14 protein-coding genes are annotated in these 17845 nt (G+C 73.3%); 9 read left to right on the forward strand and 5 right to left on the reverse strand.

Annotated elements, in window-relative coordinates; genetic code table 11:
* Positions 1-2 precede the first annotated feature (2 nt).
* Complete coding sequence (locus E1300_RS10375; protein ID WP_131756666.1) at positions 3-512, reverse strand: winged helix-turn-helix transcriptional regulator; 510 nt, start codon at positions 510-512, stop codon at positions 3-5.
* A gap of 129 nt (positions 513-641) precedes the next feature.
* Here E1300_RS10375 and E1300_RS10380 point away from each other — a divergent pair, with 129 nt between their 5' ends.
* The gene (locus E1300_RS10380; protein WP_131756667.1) at positions 642-2906 is read left to right on the forward strand and encodes a molybdopterin-dependent oxidoreductase; all 2265 of its coding nucleotides are present in this window, start codon (positions 642-644) and stop codon (positions 2904-2906) included.
* A 44-nt stretch (positions 2907-2950) separates the two neighbouring features.
* Here E1300_RS10380 and E1300_RS10385 read toward each other — a convergent pair whose 3' ends face one another.
* Positions 2951-3655, reverse strand: a complete 705-nt coding sequence (locus E1300_RS10385; RefSeq protein ID WP_131756668.1) for an SDR family oxidoreductase — start codon at positions 3653-3655, stop codon at positions 2951-2953.
* 90 nt (positions 3656-3745) lie between these two features.
* Here E1300_RS10385 and E1300_RS10390 point away from each other — a divergent pair, with 90 nt between their 5' ends.
* A complete protein-coding gene (locus E1300_RS10390) occupies positions 3746-4333 on the forward strand; it encodes a TetR/AcrR family transcriptional regulator (RefSeq protein WP_131756669.1) in 588 nt (195 codons plus the stop codon).
* Between the two features lie 73 nt (positions 4334-4406).
* Here the strand turns inward: E1300_RS10390 and E1300_RS10395 are convergent, their stop codons facing one another.
* Positions 4407-5768 carry a GH1 family beta-glucosidase gene (locus tag E1300_RS10395; RefSeq protein ID WP_306440650.1) on the reverse strand — a complete coding sequence of 454 codons (1362 nt, stop codon included), beginning with the start codon at positions 5766-5768 and terminating at the stop codon, positions 4407-4409.
* A 258-nt stretch (positions 5769-6026) separates the two neighbouring features.
* Here E1300_RS10395 and E1300_RS10400 point away from each other — a divergent pair, with 258 nt between their 5' ends.
* The 6 genes from E1300_RS10400 to E1300_RS10425 all read left to right on the forward strand — a co-directional run bounded on the left by E1300_RS10400 (position 6027) and on the right by E1300_RS10425 (position 14303).
* Positions 6027-7100: a LacI family DNA-binding transcriptional regulator gene (locus E1300_RS10400; RefSeq protein ID WP_242619057.1), complete on the forward strand. Its 1074-nt coding sequence runs from the start codon at positions 6027-6029 to the stop codon at positions 7098-7100.
* 273 nt (positions 7101-7373) lie between these two features.
* Entirely contained in the window at positions 7374-8693 is a 1320-nt protein-coding gene (locus E1300_RS10405; RefSeq protein ID WP_131756671.1) for an extracellular solute-binding protein, read from the forward strand.
* 126 nt (positions 8694-8819) lie between these two features.
* Entirely contained in the window at positions 8820-9869 is a 1050-nt protein-coding gene (locus E1300_RS10410; protein WP_207399618.1) for a carbohydrate ABC transporter permease, read from the forward strand.
* Positions 9866-10720 (forward strand): carbohydrate ABC transporter permease, encoded by an 855-nt coding sequence (locus tag E1300_RS10415; protein ID WP_131756672.1) that lies wholly within the window; start codon positions 9866-9868, stop codon positions 10718-10720. The genes E1300_RS10410 and E1300_RS10415 overlap by 4 nt, the downstream gene beginning before the upstream one ends.
* Positions 10721-10761: 41 nt before the next feature.
* Positions 10762-13266: a glycoside hydrolase family 2 protein gene (locus E1300_RS10420; RefSeq protein WP_131756673.1), complete on the forward strand. Its 2505-nt coding sequence runs from the start codon at positions 10762-10764 to the stop codon at positions 13264-13266.
* A 35-nt stretch (positions 13267-13301) separates the two neighbouring features.
* Positions 13302-14303: a glycosyl hydrolase gene (locus tag E1300_RS10425; RefSeq protein WP_131756674.1), complete on the forward strand. Its 1002-nt coding sequence runs from the start codon at positions 13302-13304 to the stop codon at positions 14301-14303.
* Here E1300_RS10425 and E1300_RS10430 read toward each other — a convergent pair.
* Positions 14300-15514 carry an amidohydrolase family protein gene (locus E1300_RS10430; RefSeq protein ID WP_131756675.1) on the reverse strand — a complete coding sequence of 405 codons (1215 nt, stop codon included), beginning with the start codon at positions 15512-15514 and terminating at the stop codon, positions 14300-14302. The genes E1300_RS10425 and E1300_RS10430 overlap by 4 nt on opposite strands.
* 311 nt (positions 15515-15825) lie before the next feature.
* On the opposite strand from E1300_RS10430, the gene E1300_RS10435 reads away from it, so the two are divergent.
* A complete protein-coding gene (locus E1300_RS10435; RefSeq protein ID WP_131756676.1) occupies positions 15826-17043 on the forward strand; it encodes a hypothetical protein in 1218 nt (405 codons plus the stop codon).
* A gap of 133 nt (positions 17044-17176) precedes the next feature.
* Here the strand turns inward: E1300_RS10435 and E1300_RS49940 are convergent.
* Positions 17177-17845 (reverse strand): hypothetical protein (locus E1300_RS49940; protein ID WP_207399619.1); only part of this gene is annotated, 669 nt, incomplete at its 5' end.

Below are 17845 nucleotides of genomic sequence, written 5' to 3' on the forward strand. Positions count from 1 at the left end.
CGTCAGGTCCCGGGCTCGGCGGCGAAGCGCTCGCGGACGTCCGGACGGGCCAGCAGCCGGGCGGGGAAGCCGGGCCCCGGGCGCGGAGCGACGTCCTCCGCGCGCAGCGGGGCGCGGCAGTGGGAGCAGACGACCTCGGCCGTACTGTCGTGGCCGCACGGCCGGTGCTGGAAGACCACCGGCGGGCCCTCCTCCCCGGCGAGGTGCCGGTTGCCCCACGCGTTCATCGCGGCGATCACGCCGAAGAAGTCGCGTCCGGACTCGGTCAGCAGGTACTCGTGCCGGACGGGCTGCGTCTCGTAGACGCGCTTCTCCAGCAGCCCGGCCTCGACCAGCCGCCGCAGCCGGTCGGAGAGCGTGTTGCGGGCGATCCCGAGGCTCCGCTGGAACCCGTCGAACCGCCGGACGCCGTAGTAGGCCTCCCGGAGCACGAGCGGCGTCCACCAGTCGCCGAGCAGGTCCATCGTGCGGGCGATCGAGCACGGCCAGGTGGCGAACGACGTGCGCCTCATGCCGCCGACACTAGTCGATCCATCTAGCGGACTCAGCGGGTCAGCCGGGGAGGGCAGGCCCTTGCCCGGTCAGTCTTTCTACGCAACTATGGAGGTTCTTCCAGTGATCGCCGACGCGAGGAGCCGTCCATGGTCGCCGAACCGTCCACCGCGGAATGGCGGGGGAGCGCGTGCATCCTGTGCGAGTGCAACTGCGGGATCGAGATCAGGGTCGGCGCGGACGGCCGGGCCTTCGAGAAGATCCGCGGTGACCGGCGGCATCCGGCGTCGCGGGGCTACACCTGCAACAAGGCGCTGCGGCTCGACGCCTACCAGAACGGGCGCGCCGGCCGGATCACCGCGCCGCTGCGCCGGCGGCCCGACGGGACGTTCGAGGAGATCGGCTGGGACACCGCGATCGCGGAGGTCGCGGCCCGGCTGCGCGAGGTCGAGCGGGCCCACGGCGGCAAAACGATCTTCTACTACGGCGGCGGCGGGCAGGGCAACCACCTGGGCGGCGCCTACGCGCCCGCGACGATGCGGGCGTTCGGGGCCCGCTACCGCTCCAGCGCGCTCGCGCAGGAGAAGACCGGCGAGTTCTGGGTCAACGCGCGGATGCTCGGGCGGCCGAACCGCGCGGACGTCGAGCGCTGCGAGGTCGCGGTGTTCGTCGGCAAGAACCCCTACCAGTCGCACGGGTTCCCGCGGGCCCGCGCGGTGCTCAAGGAGATCGCGAAGGACCCGGCCCGGTCGATGGTCGTCATCGACCCGGTGCGGACCGAGACCGCCGACCTCGCCGACTTCCACCTCCAGGTCCGGCCCGGCACGGACGTGTACCTGCTCACGGCGATGGCGGCCGTGCTCGTCCAGGAGAAGCTGCTCGCCGCGGACTGGCTGGCCGAGCACGCCGACGGGCTGGACGCGGTCACGGCCGTGCTGGCGGACGTCCCGGTGGGCGAGTACTGCGCGATCAGCGACGTGCCGGAGGACCTCGTCCGCGCCGCCGTCCGCCGGATCGCGGCCGCGTCGTCCGTCGCGGTGCTGGAGGACCTCGGCGTCCAGATGAACCGCGACTCCACGCTGGTCAGCTACGCCGAGAAGCTGCTGTGGCTGCTGACGGGCAACCTCGGCAACCCGGGCGGCCAGTACGTGTTCTCCGGCCTCGCCGCGATCGGGCGCGACCGCGGCCACCCGGCGGGGGAGGGGCCGCGAAGCCCGGTGGCGAAGGCGCCGATCATCTCGGGGCTGGTGCCGTGCAACGTCATCGCCGAGGAGATCCTCACCGACCATCCCGACCGGTACCGGGCGATGCTCGTGGAGAGCGCCAACCCGGCGCACTCCCTCGCGGGCTCCGCCCGGATGCGTGAGGCGCTGCGCGCGCTGGACGTCCTCGTCGTCATCGACGTGGCGATGACCGAGACGGCCCGGCTCGCCGACTACGTGCTGCCCGCCGCCACCCAGTTCGAGAAGCACGAGGCGACGTTCTTCAACTTCGACTTCCCCCGCAACGTCTTCCACCTGCGGCACCCCGTCGTCGCGCCGCCGGACGGCGTGCTCGCCGAGCCGGAGATCCACGCCCGGCTCGTCGAGGCGGCCGGGGCTCTGGGCGAGGACGACTACGCGCCGCTGCGGGAGGCCCTGGCCCGCGGGCGGGGCGAGTTCGCCGCGCGCTTCGTCGAGACGCTCCAGGCCCGCCCCGGGTTGATGCGGCTCGCGTCCGTCCTGCTGTACCGGACGCTCGGCCCCACCCTGCCCGGCGGTGCCGCGGCCGCGGCGGCGCTGTGGCCGCTCGCGCACCAGTGCGCCCAGGAGAACCCCGAGGGCGTCCGCCGGGCCGGGTACGGCGAGGGCGAGGCCGCGGGCGAGGCGCTGTTCGACGCGATCGTCGCGTCCCCGCACGGCGTCGTGATCACCGACGATCCGCAGGACGAGACCTGGCGGCGGCTCGGCGGGCGGCGGGTCCGGCTCGACGTGCCCGAGCTGCTCGCCGAGATCGCCGCGCTGGACGGCCGGCCCCGTCCGCCGGAGCCGGCGGGCGCCTGGCCGTTCGTGCTGTCGGCGGGCGAGCGCCGCGCGTTCACCGCCAACACGATCATCCGCGACCCGGCCTGGCGCAGGCGCGACCCGGCCGGCGCGCTGCGGATGAGCACGGCGGACGCCGCCCGGCTCGACGTCGCCGCGGGCGACCGGGTGCGGCTGACCACCGCGCAGGGCGAGACCGTGGTCGCCGTGGAGCCCACCGACCGCATGCGGCCGGGCCACCTGTCCCTGCCCAACGGCTACGGCCTCACCTCCGCGGAGGGCTCGGTCGCGGGCGCGGCGCCGAACGAGCTGACCCGGCCGGAGGACCGCGACGCGTTCGCCGGTACGCCCTGGCACAAGTACGTCCCGGCCCGCGTCGAGCCTGTGGCCTGACCGCCGCCCGCCCCCGCCGGGGGCGGGTCGGGCGGCGGTCAGGCTCAGGCGACCTGCGGGTACAGGGTGGCCAGGTCGGCGGCGAGACCGGCCTTCACGCGGCGGGACAGCTCGTCGACCAGGACCTCGGGGGCGTCGCCCTCGATGCCGTCCAGCGCCTGCTCCGCGACGTCCCGCGGCGCGACCTTGGGGCCTTCGACGCCCGCGGCCATGTCGGTGTCGACGTAGCCGACGTGCAGCCCGGTCACGGTGATGCCGCGCGGGCGCAGCGCGAGGCGCAGCGCGTTGGTCTGCGACCACAGCGCCGACTTGGACGCGCTGTACGCCTCGGCGCCCGGGATCGTGATCCACGAGAGCACCGAGTGCACGTTGAGGATGTGCCCGCCGCCGTTGCGCTCCAGGACCGGCACGAACGCCCGGGTCGTGAGCAGCGGCCCGAAGAAGTTGACGTCGAACTCCCGCCGGACGTCCTCGACCGGGGAGCCGAGGAAGGACGCGGCGGACAGCGTCCCGGCGTTGTTGATCAGGATCGTCGCGTCGGACGCCGCCGCGGCGGCCGCCGCCACCGAGTCCGGATCGGTGACCTCCAGCGCCAGCGGCACCGCGTCCGGGTGGCCGACCGCGCCCGCGGTGCGCGCCGTCGCGTAGACCTTCGCGGCGCCGCGCTCGTAGAGCGCCTCCACGAGCGCCCTGCCGATGCCGCGGCTGCCTCCGGTGACGAGCGCCACCGCGCCCTCGATGCTGGTCATGACCCACTCCCTCTCTGGAAACCGATCGGTTTCCCCTCGACTGTAAACCGATCGGTTTCCATCGCGCAAACGGGGACGTAGGCTGGCCCCATGACGAGTCCGACTGCCTCCTCGGCGGCGCCGTCCGCCTCCACGCGCGACCGCCTGCTCGACGCCGCGGCCGACCTCTTCTACCGGGAGGGGGTGAGCGTCGGCGTCGAGGCGCTGTGCCGCTCGGCGGGGGTGTCGAAGCGGTCGATGTACCAGCTGTTCGGCAGCAAGGACGAGGTGGTGGCGGCGAGCCTGGAGCGGAGGGCGCCCTCCTACCGGGCGTCCCTGCTGCCTCCGGACGGCGACGGCAGGCCGCCGCGCGCCCGGATCCTGCACGTGTTCGAGCGCCTGGAGGCGATGGCGGCCGAGCGGGACTTCCGGGGCTGCCCCTTCGTGGCGGCCGCCGTCGAGGTCAAGTCGCCCGAGCATCCGGCCAGCCTCGTCGCCCGCCGCGCCAAGGACGCGCTGGCCGGGTTCTTCGAGCGCGAGGCCGAGCAGGCCGGTGCTGCGGATCCCGCGCAGTTGGCGCGGCAGCTCCTCGTGGTGTTCGACGGATCCAGCGTCAGAGCGGTCGTCCAGGCCCAGGGCCTCGACGGCCTGGCCGTCACGACGGCCGCCGCCCTCCTGGACGCCGCCGGCCTGCGCTGACTGAACCGGCGCGAAGACCGCGTCCGAGCGCGGCGCACGGAACGGCGGCCCGGGAAACCCCGAGGTATGGCGTTCAGGTCGATTTCGTGGAGTTCCGTTGGAAGTTCAGGAAGTCGCGATACCAGTCGGCGCTGAGCTTGGGGGTGCGGCGGCCGGTCGCGCGGTCGACCGAGACCAGGCCGAACGCGGGGCCGTAGCCGTGGGCCCACTCGAAGTTGTCGAGGAGCGTCCACACGAAGTAGCCGCGCACGTCCGCGCCCTGGGCGTGCGCGTCCGCGACGGCCTCGATGTGCCTGCGGAGGAAGCCGATCCGGTCGTGGTCGGCGACGCGCCCGTCCCGGACGCCGGTGTCGGGGAAGGCGGCGCCGTTCTCGGTGATCACGATCGGTACCGCCGGGTATTCCTTGTGCAGCCGGACGAGGAGGTCCGTGAGGCCCTGCGGCGTGATGGGCCAACCCAGGCCGGTGGTCTCGCCACGGCGCACGGGCGTCCCGTCCGCGTCGATCGTCTCGGTGAAGTAGTAGTTCACGCCGAGGACGTCGAGCGGCGCGGCGATCAGGTCGAGGTCGCCGGACAAGACGGGCAGGTCGATGCCCTCGGCGGCCAGGGCGGCGCGGACGTCGGCGGGGTACCGGCCGCGCAGCAGCGGGTCGAGGAACATGCGGAGGCCGAACGCGTCGGCGCTGTCGGCGGCGGCGCAGGCGCCGGGGGAGTCCGGGACGGTGGGCGTGAGGTTCAGCGTGATGCCGAACGCGCGGCCGTCACGTCCGGTCTCGCGCATCCGCCGCAGCGCCTCGCCGTGGCCGAGCAGCAGGTGGTGGACGGCCCGCATCGCCGCCCGGCGGTCGCGGCGGCCGGGCGCGTGGATGCCGTCCGCATAGCCGTACATCGCGACGCACCAGGGCTCGTTCAGAGTGGTCCAGGAGGTCACCCGGTCGCCGAGGCGGTCGAACACCAGCATGGCGTAGTCGGCGAAGCGGAAGGCGGTGTCGCGCTCGGGCCAGCCGCCCGCGTCCTCCAGTTCCTGGGGCAGGTCCCAGTGGTAGAGGGTGATCCACGGATCGACGCCGGCGGCGAGCAGCGCGTCCACGAGGCGGTCGTAGAAGTCGAGGCCGCGGGCGTTGACCGGTCCGCGGCCGGACGGCTGGACGCGGGGCCACGACACCGAGAAGCGGTAGGCGCCGACCCCGAGCCCGGCGACGAGCGCCACGTCCTCGGGCATCCGGTGGTAGTGGTCGCAGGCGACCTCGCCGGTGTCGCCGCCGGTCACGTTGCCGGGCGTCCGGCAGAACGTGTCCCAGATGGACGCCGTCCGGCCGTCCTCCGCGGCGGCGCCCTCGATCTGGTACGCGGACGTGCCGACCCCCCACCGGAAGCCGGCGGGAAGCCGGGACGTCCCGGCGGGCATGCGGAGTTCGTCGGGCTGGGGCTCCACGTCGCTCCTCGGGGTGGGTCGCCGGACACCCTCACCCTAGAGACGCCGCGGCGCTCTGTCCATAGAGCGTTTTAGTACGCCTCCGGGCGGGACGTGGCCTGGTGTCGGTGAGACACATGGCCGATGTGTCACTCACACGTTGCACCGCGTGAGGCGGTAGATTGGCGGCCGGGCGGCGCCGGGCCGGGCCGTCCCGTCCGGGTGCGGGACCGGGCAGGCGGCGGCAGGCGCGGAAGCGGCAGGGAGGCGGGCATCGCGGTGACGCAGGTGGAATCGGCGGGCAGGTCGGCGCGCGGATCGGGGGGCGGCTCGGGGAGCGGGGCGCGCAAGGCGACGATCAAGGACGTCGCGGCGCGGGCGGGCGTCTCGCCGTCGGCGGTGTCGATCGCGCTCCACGACCGGCCCGGCGTCTCCGCGACGACCAAGGAGCGCATCCTCAGGGCGGCGGAGGAGCTCGGCTGGCGCCCGAACCTGGCCGCGGCGTCGCTGTCCGGGCGCGGCGTCCACACGGTCGGGCTGGCGATCGCCCGGCCCGCCCGGCTGCTCGGCCTCGAACCGTTCTACATGGAGTTCATCTCGGGCATCGAGAGCGTGCTGAGCAGGCGCTCCTGCTCGCTGCTGCTCCGCGTCATCGAGGCGGACGAGGAGATCGACGTCCACCGGGAGTGGTGGCAGGGCGGCCGGGTCAACGGCAGCATCCTCGTCGACCTCAAGGTCGACGACCCCCGCGTCCCGGCCCTCGCGAAGATCGGGCTGCCGGCCGTGGTGGTCGGCGACCCCTCGCTGGCCGGGCCGTTCGCCGCGGTGTGGACCGACGACGCCGCGGCGATCGGCGAGGCGGTGCGCTACCTCGCGGCGCTCGGGCACCGGCGCGTCGGCCGGGTCAGCGGCCCCGCCGAGCTCGGCCACTCGGTGATCCGCACGCGGGCCTTCGACGAGGTGACCGCCGAGCTCGGCGTCGAGGGCCGGACGGCGGTGGCCGACTACTCGCCGGACGGCGGCGCCCGCGCCTGCCGGAGCCTGCTGCTGGCGCCGCAGCGGCCCACGGCGATCATCTTCGACAACGACATCATGGCCGTCGCCGCGCTCGGCGTCGCCGACGAGTTCGGCCTGTCGGTGCCGCACGACCTGTCGCTCATCGCCTGGGACGACTCGCAGCTCTGCCAGCTCACCCGCCCGGCGCTGTCGGCGATGCAGCACGACGTCCACTCCTTCGGCGCGGACGTGACCAGGACGCTGTTCGACGTGATGGACGGCGCGGACGCCCCGTCGCACGCGGTGCGGTCGCCGAGCCTGGTGCCGCGCTCCTCGACCGCCCCTCCGCGTACCTGACCCCGACCGAGCCCCGGCCCGGGAGCGCGACGCCGCACGGCGCGCGCCCCGGGCCGACGCGTCCGCGCAACTAAACGTTTTAGTGATCGCGCTACTCGAACGCGGTAACACGTCCGTTCATCACGCCTAAATAACACTAGACCGTTCTATGGACACGGCCGAATGTTGCGTCTAGGTTAAGCAGCCATCAGGCGCCAGGGCCCTGGAGCGGACGTCCGTCGCGCCGCCGGATGCGGTGCGGCACTGCGAGCACAGACGAGGAAGTGGTGCGACGTGCGAAGAACACGCGTGGGAGCCGGGGCGGCCGCGCTGGCGGTCGGCCTCGCGGCCTGCGGCGGCGGTGCCGGCGGCGCGGGAGACTCCGGCGCCGTGCCGGTCCCGGCCGACCCGGCGAAGGTCACCGGCTCGATCACCGTCCTGACGAACCGCACCGACCAGGTGCAGGACGGCACCACCGCGCGGTACGCGGCGGAGTTCGCGAAGGTCTACCCCAAGGTCAAGGTGCGGTTCCAGGGCCTCACCGACTACGAGGGCGACGTCAAGATCCGGATGAACAGCAAGGACTACGGCGACGTCCTGCCCATCCCGAACGCGGTGCCGACCAGCCAGTACCCGACGTTCTTCGCCCCGCTCGGGACGGCGTCCGAGCTGGGCGCGAAGTACGACTTCACCGAGCGCGGGACGGTCGGCTCGAAGGTGTACGGCCTCGCGAACATCGGCGTCGCCAACGGCTTCGTCTACAACAAGGCCGTCTGGAAGCAGGCGGGGATCACCGACTGGCCCACGACGCCCGCCGCGTTCGTCGAGGCGCTCAAGGCGATCAAGGCGAAGACCGGCGCGACGCCGTACTACACCAACTACAAGGACGCCTGGCCGATGACGAACTGGGGCAACGGCCTCGGCTCGCCGAGCTGCGACCCCGCCGCCAACGACAAGCTCACCACGACCAAGGAGCCGTGGGGGCCGGGCCAGGACCTGAACGTCGTCGACACCCTGCTGTACGACATCGTCCGCAACAAGCTGTCGGAGGACGACCCCAACACCACCAACTGGGAGAACTCCAAGAGCCTCATCGGCACCGGCAAGATCGCGACGATGTGGCTCGGCACCTGGGCGGTCGTCCAGATGCGCGAGGCGGCGAAGAAGGCCGGAGCCAACCCCGACGACATCGGCTTCATGCCGTTCCCGGCGCGGCCGAACGGGGCGTTCTGCGCCGTGGTCCGGCCCGACTACCTGTACGGGATCAACGCCAACAGCAAGAACAAGCCCGCCGCCCGCGCCTGGATCGACTGGTTCATCAACAAGTCCGGGGACGCCCAGCAGTCGCTGTCGATCTCGGCGGTGAAGGGCTCGCCGCTGCCCTCGACCCTCCAGCCGTTCCAGCAGGCCGGGGTGAAGTTCATCCACCTGAGCTACGCCAAGAACCAGCAGGTCCTCGACATCGACAAGGCGTCCGAGGTCGGCCTGAACAATCCCGACTACCCGCAGCGCATCGTCGACGTGGCGCGCGGCGCCGCCAAGGGCGACCTGCGGAGCGTCTTCGCCGACCTCAACAAGAAGTGGGCCGACGCCCAGGGGACGATCGGCGGCTGACCCGCCTCCCGAGCGGGGCGGGCCACGGCGCCCGCCCCGCGCACGGCGACCCATGTCCCCGAGGAGCCCACGTCCCCGCGGAGCCCATGCTCCCGAGGAGCCCATGTTTGCGAGGAGGAGGGACCCATGGCCGCATCCCGAACGGCGGGCGGCGGAGCCCGCCACGAGAAGCCCCCACCGGCGCCGCCCCGCCGGAACGGGGCGGACCGGCCGCCCCGGCGGGCGTCGTCCCGGCGCGTGAAGCGCGGGCGCGTACAGCGCGGGCGGGTGCAGCGCGGGCGGGTGCAGCGCGGGCGCCCGGGGTCGGGTGCCGTGCACGGGCAGCGGTGGTACGCGCCGTGGCCCTACCTCGCGATCCCCCTGGCGCTGCTCGTCGTGTTCACCTACATCCCGGTGGTGGACATGGTCGCCTACAGCTTCACCGACTGGGACGGCCTCAGCCCGCAGCGCACCTACGTGGGGCTCGACAACTACGTCGACCTGTTCACCCGCCCGCAGCTCTTCCAGGTGTTCGCGGTCAGCCTGTTCTACCTGGTCGGGGCCATGGTGCAGATCGTCGCGGCGCTGTACTTCGCGACGCTGCTGAGCTTCAACGTGCGGCTGCGGAACCTGTTCAAGGGCATCCTGTTCTTCCCGTACCTGATCAACGGGGTCGCGATCGGGTTCGTGTTCCTCTACTTCTTCCAGCCCGGCGGGACGCTCGACTCCGTCCTCGGGATCTTCGGGATCGGGCCGCGGCTGTGGCTCGGCGACCCCGACCTCGTCAACACCTCGCTGGCGAGCGTGTCGGTGTGGCGGTTCATGGGCCTGAACATGGTGCTGTTCATCGGCGCGATCCAGTCGATCCCGCCGGAGCTGTACGAGGCCGCCGCGCTGGACGGCGCCGGGCGGTGGGGGCAGTTCCGGCACATCATCGTCCCCGGCATCAAGCCGATCATCAGCCTGAGCGTGATCCTCGCGGTCTCCGGCGCGCTGTCGGTCTTCGAGATCCCGTTCATCATGACCGGCGGCTCGAACAACACCGAGACGTTCGTGATCCAGACGATCAAGCTCGCGTTCAACTTCAACAAGGTCGGGCTCGCCTCGGCGGCCGCGGTCGTGCTGCTCGCGATCGTCCTGCTCGCCACCTGGCTCCAGCGGCTGCTCGTCCCCGACGAGAGGGTGGAACTGTCATGAGCGCGGTGCCCCGGGCCCTTCCGCTGCGGCGCGCGCTCGCCGGGTTCCTCCAGTACCTGTCGCTGGTGCTCGCCAGCGCGGTCGTGATCGTCCCGCTGCTGGCGGTCGTGCTGACGTCGCTGCGCACCGGGCAGGAGATGGCCGCGAACGAGAACCCGCTGTCGGCCCCCGGCAACTGGTTCAACCTCCACAACTACAAGGTCGCCTTCACCGAGGGCAAGATGCTGCGGGCGCTGTGGAACACCTCGTTCATCCTGGTGTTCTCGCTGCTGGCGACGGTGTTCATCGGCTCGATGACCGCCTACGCCGTCGACCGGTTCCGGTTCCGCGGGCGGCGGCTCGTGCTGGCGCTGTTCCTCGTCGCCGCGCTCGTGCCGAGCGTCACCACGCAGGTCGCGACGTACCAGGTCGTCAACGAGCTGGGCGTCATGAACACCCGCTGGGCCCCGGTCCTGCTCTACATGGGCACCGACATCGTGTCCATCTACATCTTCCTCCAGTTCATCCGGTCGATCCCGACCTCGCTGGACGAGGCCGCGCGGATCGACGGCGCGAACTCGCTCACCATCTACTGGAAGGTGATCCTGCCGCTGCTGAGGCCGGCGATCGCCACCGTCGTGATCGTGAAGGGCGTCGCGATCTACAACGACTTCTACATCCCGTTCCTCTACATGCCCTCGGAGGAGCTCGGCACGATCTCGACGTCGCTGTTCCGCTTCAAGGGGCCGTTCGGCGCGCACTGGGAGGTCGTGTCGGCCGGCGCGGCGCTGGTGATCCTGCCGAGCCTGGTCGTCTTCCTCGCGTTGCAGCGCTTCATCTACAGCGGGCTGACCTCCGGGTCGTCCCGGTGAGCCGTCATCGAGCAAGCCGTTATCGAGCAAGGAGTGCACGGTTGAGCAAGCACAGCACGCCCCTCACCTCGGGGTGGACCCTCCGCCTGTCCGGCGGCGAGGGTCCCGGGGGGCTGGACGGCCTGCGCCGCGACGGCGTCCCGGCGCGGGTCCCCGGGTGCGCGCACGGCGACCTGCTGGCCGCCGGCGTGATCGAGGACCCCTACCTGGGACGCAACGAGCTGGACGCGGCCTGGGTCGGGCGGGCGGACTGGCGGTACGACACCGTCCTGCCGCGCGTCCCGGACGGGTTCGAGCGCACCGACCTGGTGTTCGAGGGGCTCGACACCGTCGCGGCCGTGGCGCTCGACGGCGCCGCCGTCGGGACGACCCGGAACATGCACCGCTCGTACCGGTTCGACGTCACCGGCCGGGCGCGGGAGGGCGCGGCGCTGTCGGTCGCGTTCACCTCCGCCTACACGGAGGCGGAGGCGCTGCGCGACCTGCTCGGCCCGCGGCCGAACGCCTACCCCGAGCCGTTCAACTACATCCGGAAGATGGCGTCCAGCTTCGGCTGGGACTGGGGCCCGACCCTGGTGACGGCCGGGATCTGGCGCCCGGTCCGGCTGGAGTCGTGGAGCACCGCGCGGCTGGCGTCGGTCCGCCCGCTGGTGACGGTCGCGGACGGCACGGGACGGGTGGAGATCCGCCTCGACCTGGAGCGGACCGTCCCCGGCGAGGGCCGCGCCCTCCGCGCGGCCGTCGAAATCGCCGGGCGCTCGGCGGACGTGGCGATCCCCGCGGGCGCCACCTCGGCCGCCGTGACCGTGGACGTCCCCGACCCGGACCTGTGGTGGCCGCGCGGCTACGGCGACCAGCCGCTCCACACCTGCGAGACCGTGCTCACCGACGCGGAGACCGGCGCCGTCCTGGACACCTGGGAGCGCCGCCTCGGGTTCCGCACCGTGCGCCTCGACCAGACGGAGGACGCGCACGGCACCGCGTTCACCATCGAGGTCAACGGGACACCGGTGTTCGCGCGCGGCGTCAACTGGATCCCCGACGACGCGCTGCCCGCCCGCGTCACGCCCGACCGCTACCGGCGCCGCCTCACCCAGGCAGCCGCCGCGGGCGTCAACCTCGTCCGCGTCTGGGGCGGCGGCATCTACGAGGACCGCGCCTTCTACGACGCCTGCGACGAGCTGGGCCTCCTCGTCTGGCAGGACTTCCTGTTCGCCTGCGCCGCCTACCCCGAGGAGCAGCCGCTGCGCTCGGAGGTGGAGGCCGAGGCGCGCGAGAACGTCGTCCGGCTGATGCCGCACCCGAGCCTCGTCCTGTGGAACGGCAACAACGAGAACCTGTGGGGGTTCCGCGACTGGGAGTGGGAGGAGCGGCTGGCGGGCGACAGCTGGGGCGAGGGCTACTACCTCGGCCTGCTGCCGCGCGTCGTCGCCGAACTCGACCCGACCCGGCCCTACTACCCGGGAAGCCCCTGGTCGGGATCCTGGGACCGCCACCCCAACGACCCCGCGCACGGGACGTCCCACTTCTGGGAGGTCTGGAACCGCCGCGACCACGCCGGCTACCTCGACGACGTCCCGCGCTTCGCCGCCGAGTTCGGCTGGCAGGCGCCGCCCGCGTACGCGACGCTGCGCGAGGCGCTGCCCGGCGAGGAGCTGGAGCCCGCGTCGCCCGGCATGCTGCACCACCAGAAGGCCGAGGACGGGCAGGGCAAGCTCGACCGCGGCCTCGCCCACCACTTCGCGCCGCCCGCGACGTTCGACGACTGGCACTACCTCACCCAGCTCAACCAGGCCCGCGCGATCGCGACCGGCGTCGCGCACTGGCGCTCCCACTGGCCGGTGTGCGCGGGCACGGTCGTCTGGCAGCTCAACGACTGCTGGCCGGTCACCTCCTGGGCCGCCATCGACGGCGCGGGCCGCCCCAAGCCGCTCTACCACGAGCTGCGCCGCCTGTACGCGGACCGGCTGCTGACCCTCCAGACCCGCGGCGGTGCCCGCGGCAGTGCCCGCGTCCTTGCCGTCGACAACCAGTCGGACGAGCCGTGGGAGGGCCGCGCCCGCGTCCGGCGGATGCGCGCCGACGGGACCGTCCTCGCCGAGGACGCCCTGCCGTTCGCGGTGCCGCCGCGGACGGTCGCGACCCTGCCGCTGCCCGCCGAGACCGCCGAGATCACCGACCGGCACAAGGAGTTCCTCGTCGCGGACGCCGACGGCCTCCGCGACGTCGTGCTCGGCGGCGCCGACCACGAGTTCGCCTACCCCGCCGCCGAACTGGACCTGGACGTGCGCCCTGTTCCCGAGGGGCACGCCGTCGCCATCACCGCGCGGACGTTCGTGCGCGACCTGCTGCTCCAGGCGGACCGCCTCGACCCGTCCGCGGAGGCCGACCAGGGCCTCATGACGCTGCTGCCCGGCGAGACGCGCACGGTCACCGTCCGCGGAACCGGCCCCGGCGGCCTCGACGAGCAGCGGGTGCGGGCCGCGCTGTTCAGCGTCAACACCGCGCAGGCGACCCGTCCCGTTGAGACCTCCCGCACCACCTAGACCTCGGGGGACCGTCACTACCAGAGGAGCACCCGATGCATCCCACCCCGCCGAGGGCCAGAGCGTTCCTGGTGGCCCTCCTGTCCGTGCTCAGCGTGGGGATCGTGAGCGTCCCGCCGGCTCACGCCTTCCCGCCCTCGTCCAAGCAGGCCGTGCTGAACTTCCTGTCGTCCATCACGGGCCGCAACATCGTCTCCGGCCAGCACAACAAGGAACCCGCCAGCAACCCCGGCCAGTACACCCAGCAGGTCAAGGACGTCACCGGCCAGTACCCGGGCCTGTGGGGCGGCGACCTGATGTTCCGGCCCGAGGACGTCGCGAACCGGCAGCGGATCGTCGACCAGGCGAAGATCGAATGGTCGCACGGCTCCCTCGTGGCCCTGACCTGGCACGTCTGCACGCCGACCGGCGGCAGCACCTGCCAGTTCGACGGCGGCGTGAAGACCTCGATCAGCAACGACCAGTTCACCCAGATCGTCACCGACGGGACCGCGCTCAACACGGCGTGGAAGCGCCGGCTCGACGAGGCCGTCCCGTACCTCACCCAGCTCAAGAACGCCGGCGTCCCGGTCCTGTTCCGCCCGCTCCACGAGATGAACGAGTCGTGGAACTGGTGGGGCAACCGGCCCGGCGCGAACGGAAGCGCCCGCCTCTACCGCATCACCCACGACTACCTGGTCGGCAAGGGGCTGACCAACCTGATCTGGGTCTGGAACGTCCAGGACAACCCGGCGGGGAACTGGGCCTCCTACTACCCCGGCTCCTCCTACGTCGACGTCGTCTCCCTCGACGCCTGGTACAAGAACTACCCGAGCCAGGCCGACTACCAGCAGATCCAGGGCATCGCCGGCTCCAAGCCCATCGCCATCGCCGAGATGGGCAAGGTGCCCAACGCGGCGCTCCTCGACAGCCAGACGCGGTGGACCTACTTCATGATCTGGTCGGAGCAGCTCCGCGGCAACAACACCAACGCCGAGATCCAGGCCGGGTACTTCCACCCGCGCGTCCTGAACCAGGGCGAGTTCACCATCTCCTAGACGGCCGCTCCCCGGTCCTGTAGACCGGGAAGCAACCGGCCCTCGGAGGCGACGACCCGGCCGGCCTTGACCACCAGGTCACGGACCGGCCGGGTCACCACCGCCTCGGCGGGCGTGCGGGCCTGGACGACCACCAGGTCCGCCGTCGCGCCCACGGCCAGCCCGTACCCCTCCACGCCGAGCGCCCGCGCGCCGCCGTAGGTGGCGGCGTCGAGCGCCAGCTCGATGTCCTCGTCGCGGCGGAACGTGCTGCGGTAGGCGAGGTGCATGGCCCGGTCGAGCATGTCGCCGGAGCCGTACGGGCCCCACAGGTCCCGGATGCCGTCGTGGCCGCAGGCGATGTTCACCCCGGCCGCGCGCAACCGCTTGACCGGCGGGACGGGGAAGTCGTACACCGCGCACGTCACCAGCGTCACCCCGGCCTCGGCCAGCCCCTCGGCCAGCCGGTCCCGCTGCGCCTCGCCGATCTGGCCGAGCGCGTAGGCGTGGCTGATCGCCACCCGCCCGCCGAGACCAGCCGCCCGGGTGCGCTCGATGATCAGCTCGATCTCCCAGGCGCCGAGCGTGCCGCCGTCGTGCAGGTGCAGGTCGACGCCGGCGCCGTGCCGCTCCGCGAGCCCGAACACCACGTCCAGGTGCCGGACGGGATCGCGGTCGAACCCGGCCGGATCGATCCCGCCGACCGTCCCGACGCCGTCCTTCAGCGCCTCGTCGAGCAGCTCCGCCGTCCCGGGATTCGTGAGCAGCCCGTGCTGGGGGAAGGCCACCTGCTCGACCGACACGATCCCGTCCAGCCGGGCCGCCGCCGCGCGCACCGCCTCGACGCCCGCCAGCCCCACCTCGGGATCGACGTCGGTGTGCGTGCGGACGTGCGTCGTGCCCGCCGCGACCATGCGCTCCAGCAGCGCGCCGATGCGTCCGGCGTCCGGAACGCCCAGCTCGCCGCGCCGCCGCCGGTCGTTCGCGATGCGCTCGGCGAGCGGATCGCCCGCCGAGTGCGGCACCCACGGCCCCCCGTACAGCGTCTTGTCGAGGTGGCAGTGCGCCTCCACCAGCCCCGGCAGGACGAGCCGTCCGGCGACGTCGATCACCTCGGCGCCCGGGGTGTCGAGGTCCGGCCCGACCCGCGCGATCAGCCCGTCGCGGATCAGGACGTCCGCCGGGCCATCATGCCCCCAGGGGCGGCCGCCGCGTAAAAGCGTCTCCGGCATCGAGGTTCTCCTTCGGCTCGCGGCCCGCACCGCACCGTGGACGGCGCGTCGGTTGCACGGTACGCGCGCCGCCGCCCGGCCGCGCCGGAGTTGGCCGCCAGCGGACGATCTCGGCGCCGCGGCCGTTCCGCGGCTGGGACGGCCGCCCTCCATGTCCGGTCAATGCCCTGTTCCCGTCCTGGTCGCGGGCCGTCGGACGGCCAAGACTCTGGAGGCACGGGTACCGTCCGCCCACCGGGGGAGCGGACCGCCGGGCCCCCTGAAGGCGGCTCGGCGGTCCGTCGACACCACCGTCCCCTGGAGGAGAACGCATGCGGTCAGAACGACGAGCGACCACCGGCCGGCGGCAGGCGACCGGGAGCCCGCGCGGCCGGCGACCACGCCGGCGCCCGCTCCGGTCCGCCGCGCTCGCCGCGGGAACCGCCGCGCTGGCCTGCGGCATGACGATGACCGCCTGGGCCGACGCGCCCGCGCCGAAGGCCGCCACCAACGACGCATATGCGGCGGCGCTCAACGGCGACGGCGTGGTCGTCGGCTACGCGGACGGCCCGGTGCGCTGGGAGGCCGACGGGCGGATCACCAGGCTCCCCGACCTGACGGGCGGCGTCGTCCCCGGTGGCGCGAGCGACGTCTACAACGTCAACGACGCCGCGGTGGCGGTCGGGGTCGCGGAGACCGACCCCGCGCAGACGATCTACACGCTGCACGCGGCGCGGTGGGACGCGAACGGCGCGGTCACCGACCTCGACGCCGCGAACGTCGGCGGGCTCAGCTTCGCGCTCGACGTGGACGCGGCCGGGAACGCGGTCGGCTGGTCGAACCCGGGCGGCCGCATCGACGCGGTGCGCTGGGACCCGAGCGGGCAGCCGCACGTCCTCGCGACCCTGCCGGGCGGCGACAGCGGCTCCGCCGTCGCGATCAACGACTCCGGCGCGGTGGCCGGGGCGGCGCGGGACTCCGGCGGCACGTGGCAGGCGGCGCGCTGGTCCCCCGGCGGGGCCGTCACCGCACTCGGCCCCGTCCCGGGCCAGACCGCGGCCACGGTGAACGAGATCAACGCCTCCGGCGCCATGGTCGGCGAGGCCACCGTCTCCGGCGGCGAGCGGGCGGTGCGCTGGTCGCCCGCCGGAACCCCCACCCTCCTCAGCGCGCTCCCGGGACACGTCGAGAGCCGGGCGGCGGACCTCAACGACTCCGGTGTCGCGGCGGGCGTCTCGCAGGCGGCGGACGGGACGCCCCGGGCGGTGCGCTGGGACCCGAACGGCCAGGTCGCCGAGCTGCCCGCGCTGCCCGGCACCGTCCGCAGCGAGGCGTACGGGATCAACAACGCGGGGGCCATCGTCGGCAACGCGTACGCGGGCGGCCGGTACCACGCCGTCCGCTGGAACCCGGACGGAACGGTCACCGACCTCGGCACCCTCCCCGCCGCCTCAGAAGCACGACACCGCACCGCACCACGCGTGACGTGCCCGCCCACGCAACTCCCACCGGGCCGCGACCTCTGCACCCCCAACGCCCCCCGGCCGTAGCACCAAGACCCGCGCCACGAACGCCGCACCCGCGAGGTTGATCCCTCGCGACCACCGTGTCCGTGACGTTGACGTCCGCGAACGCCATCGGTGACGCGCCGCCCGTGGGCTCCACCGCCGCCGACCGCGGCCGTCAGCGCTCGGGGTCCTCGCGCGGGGCGAGGTAGTCCTGGAGCTCGCGGTGCCGGAACTGGTAGGTCGCGCCGCTGATCCGCAGCAGCCGCGCCTCGCACGCCCAGTCCAGGAACGTCCACAGCCGCAGCGGCAGCAGGCCGCGCGCGGCGGTCACGATCAGGCCGATCATCGTGCGGGACCACGCGGTCGCGCCGAACGCGAGCCCGAACGCCGTCCCGCCGATCAGCGCGCAGGCCAGCGACGTGGGCACGTCCTGGTTCATGACGAAGACGAGGATCGCGGCGACGCCGCCGGTCAGGCCGAAGGCGACCCCGATCGCCGGGTTGCGGTGCAGCGCCTCGCGCGGGTGGGCCAGCTCCGCGTCCTTGCTCCAGCCGCCCGTGGCGATCCGGAACGCCACGCCGAGCGCGACGGCGAGGACGAACGCGCCCGCGACCCCGGCCGCCAGCGCCGGAGGCTCCGCGTGCGCGAGCCTCAGCGGCTGGAGCCCGGTGAGCGCGCCGCACAGCCCGAACCCGAGGAGCGTGAGCGGCTGGGCGCGGACCGCCTCCGCCACGGTCATGCGGTCGGCGCCGCGCCGCCCGGCGGCGGTCAGCCCGATCACGCCGCCGAGCACCGCGCCGCCGAGCGCCCCGGCGGCGGTCGCGAACCCCGGGCCGAACGCCTT

This window comes from Actinomadura fibrosa, assembly GCF_900659615.1.
Lineage (GTDB): Bacteria > Actinomycetota > Actinomycetes > Streptosporangiales > Streptosporangiaceae > Spirillospora > Spirillospora fibrosa.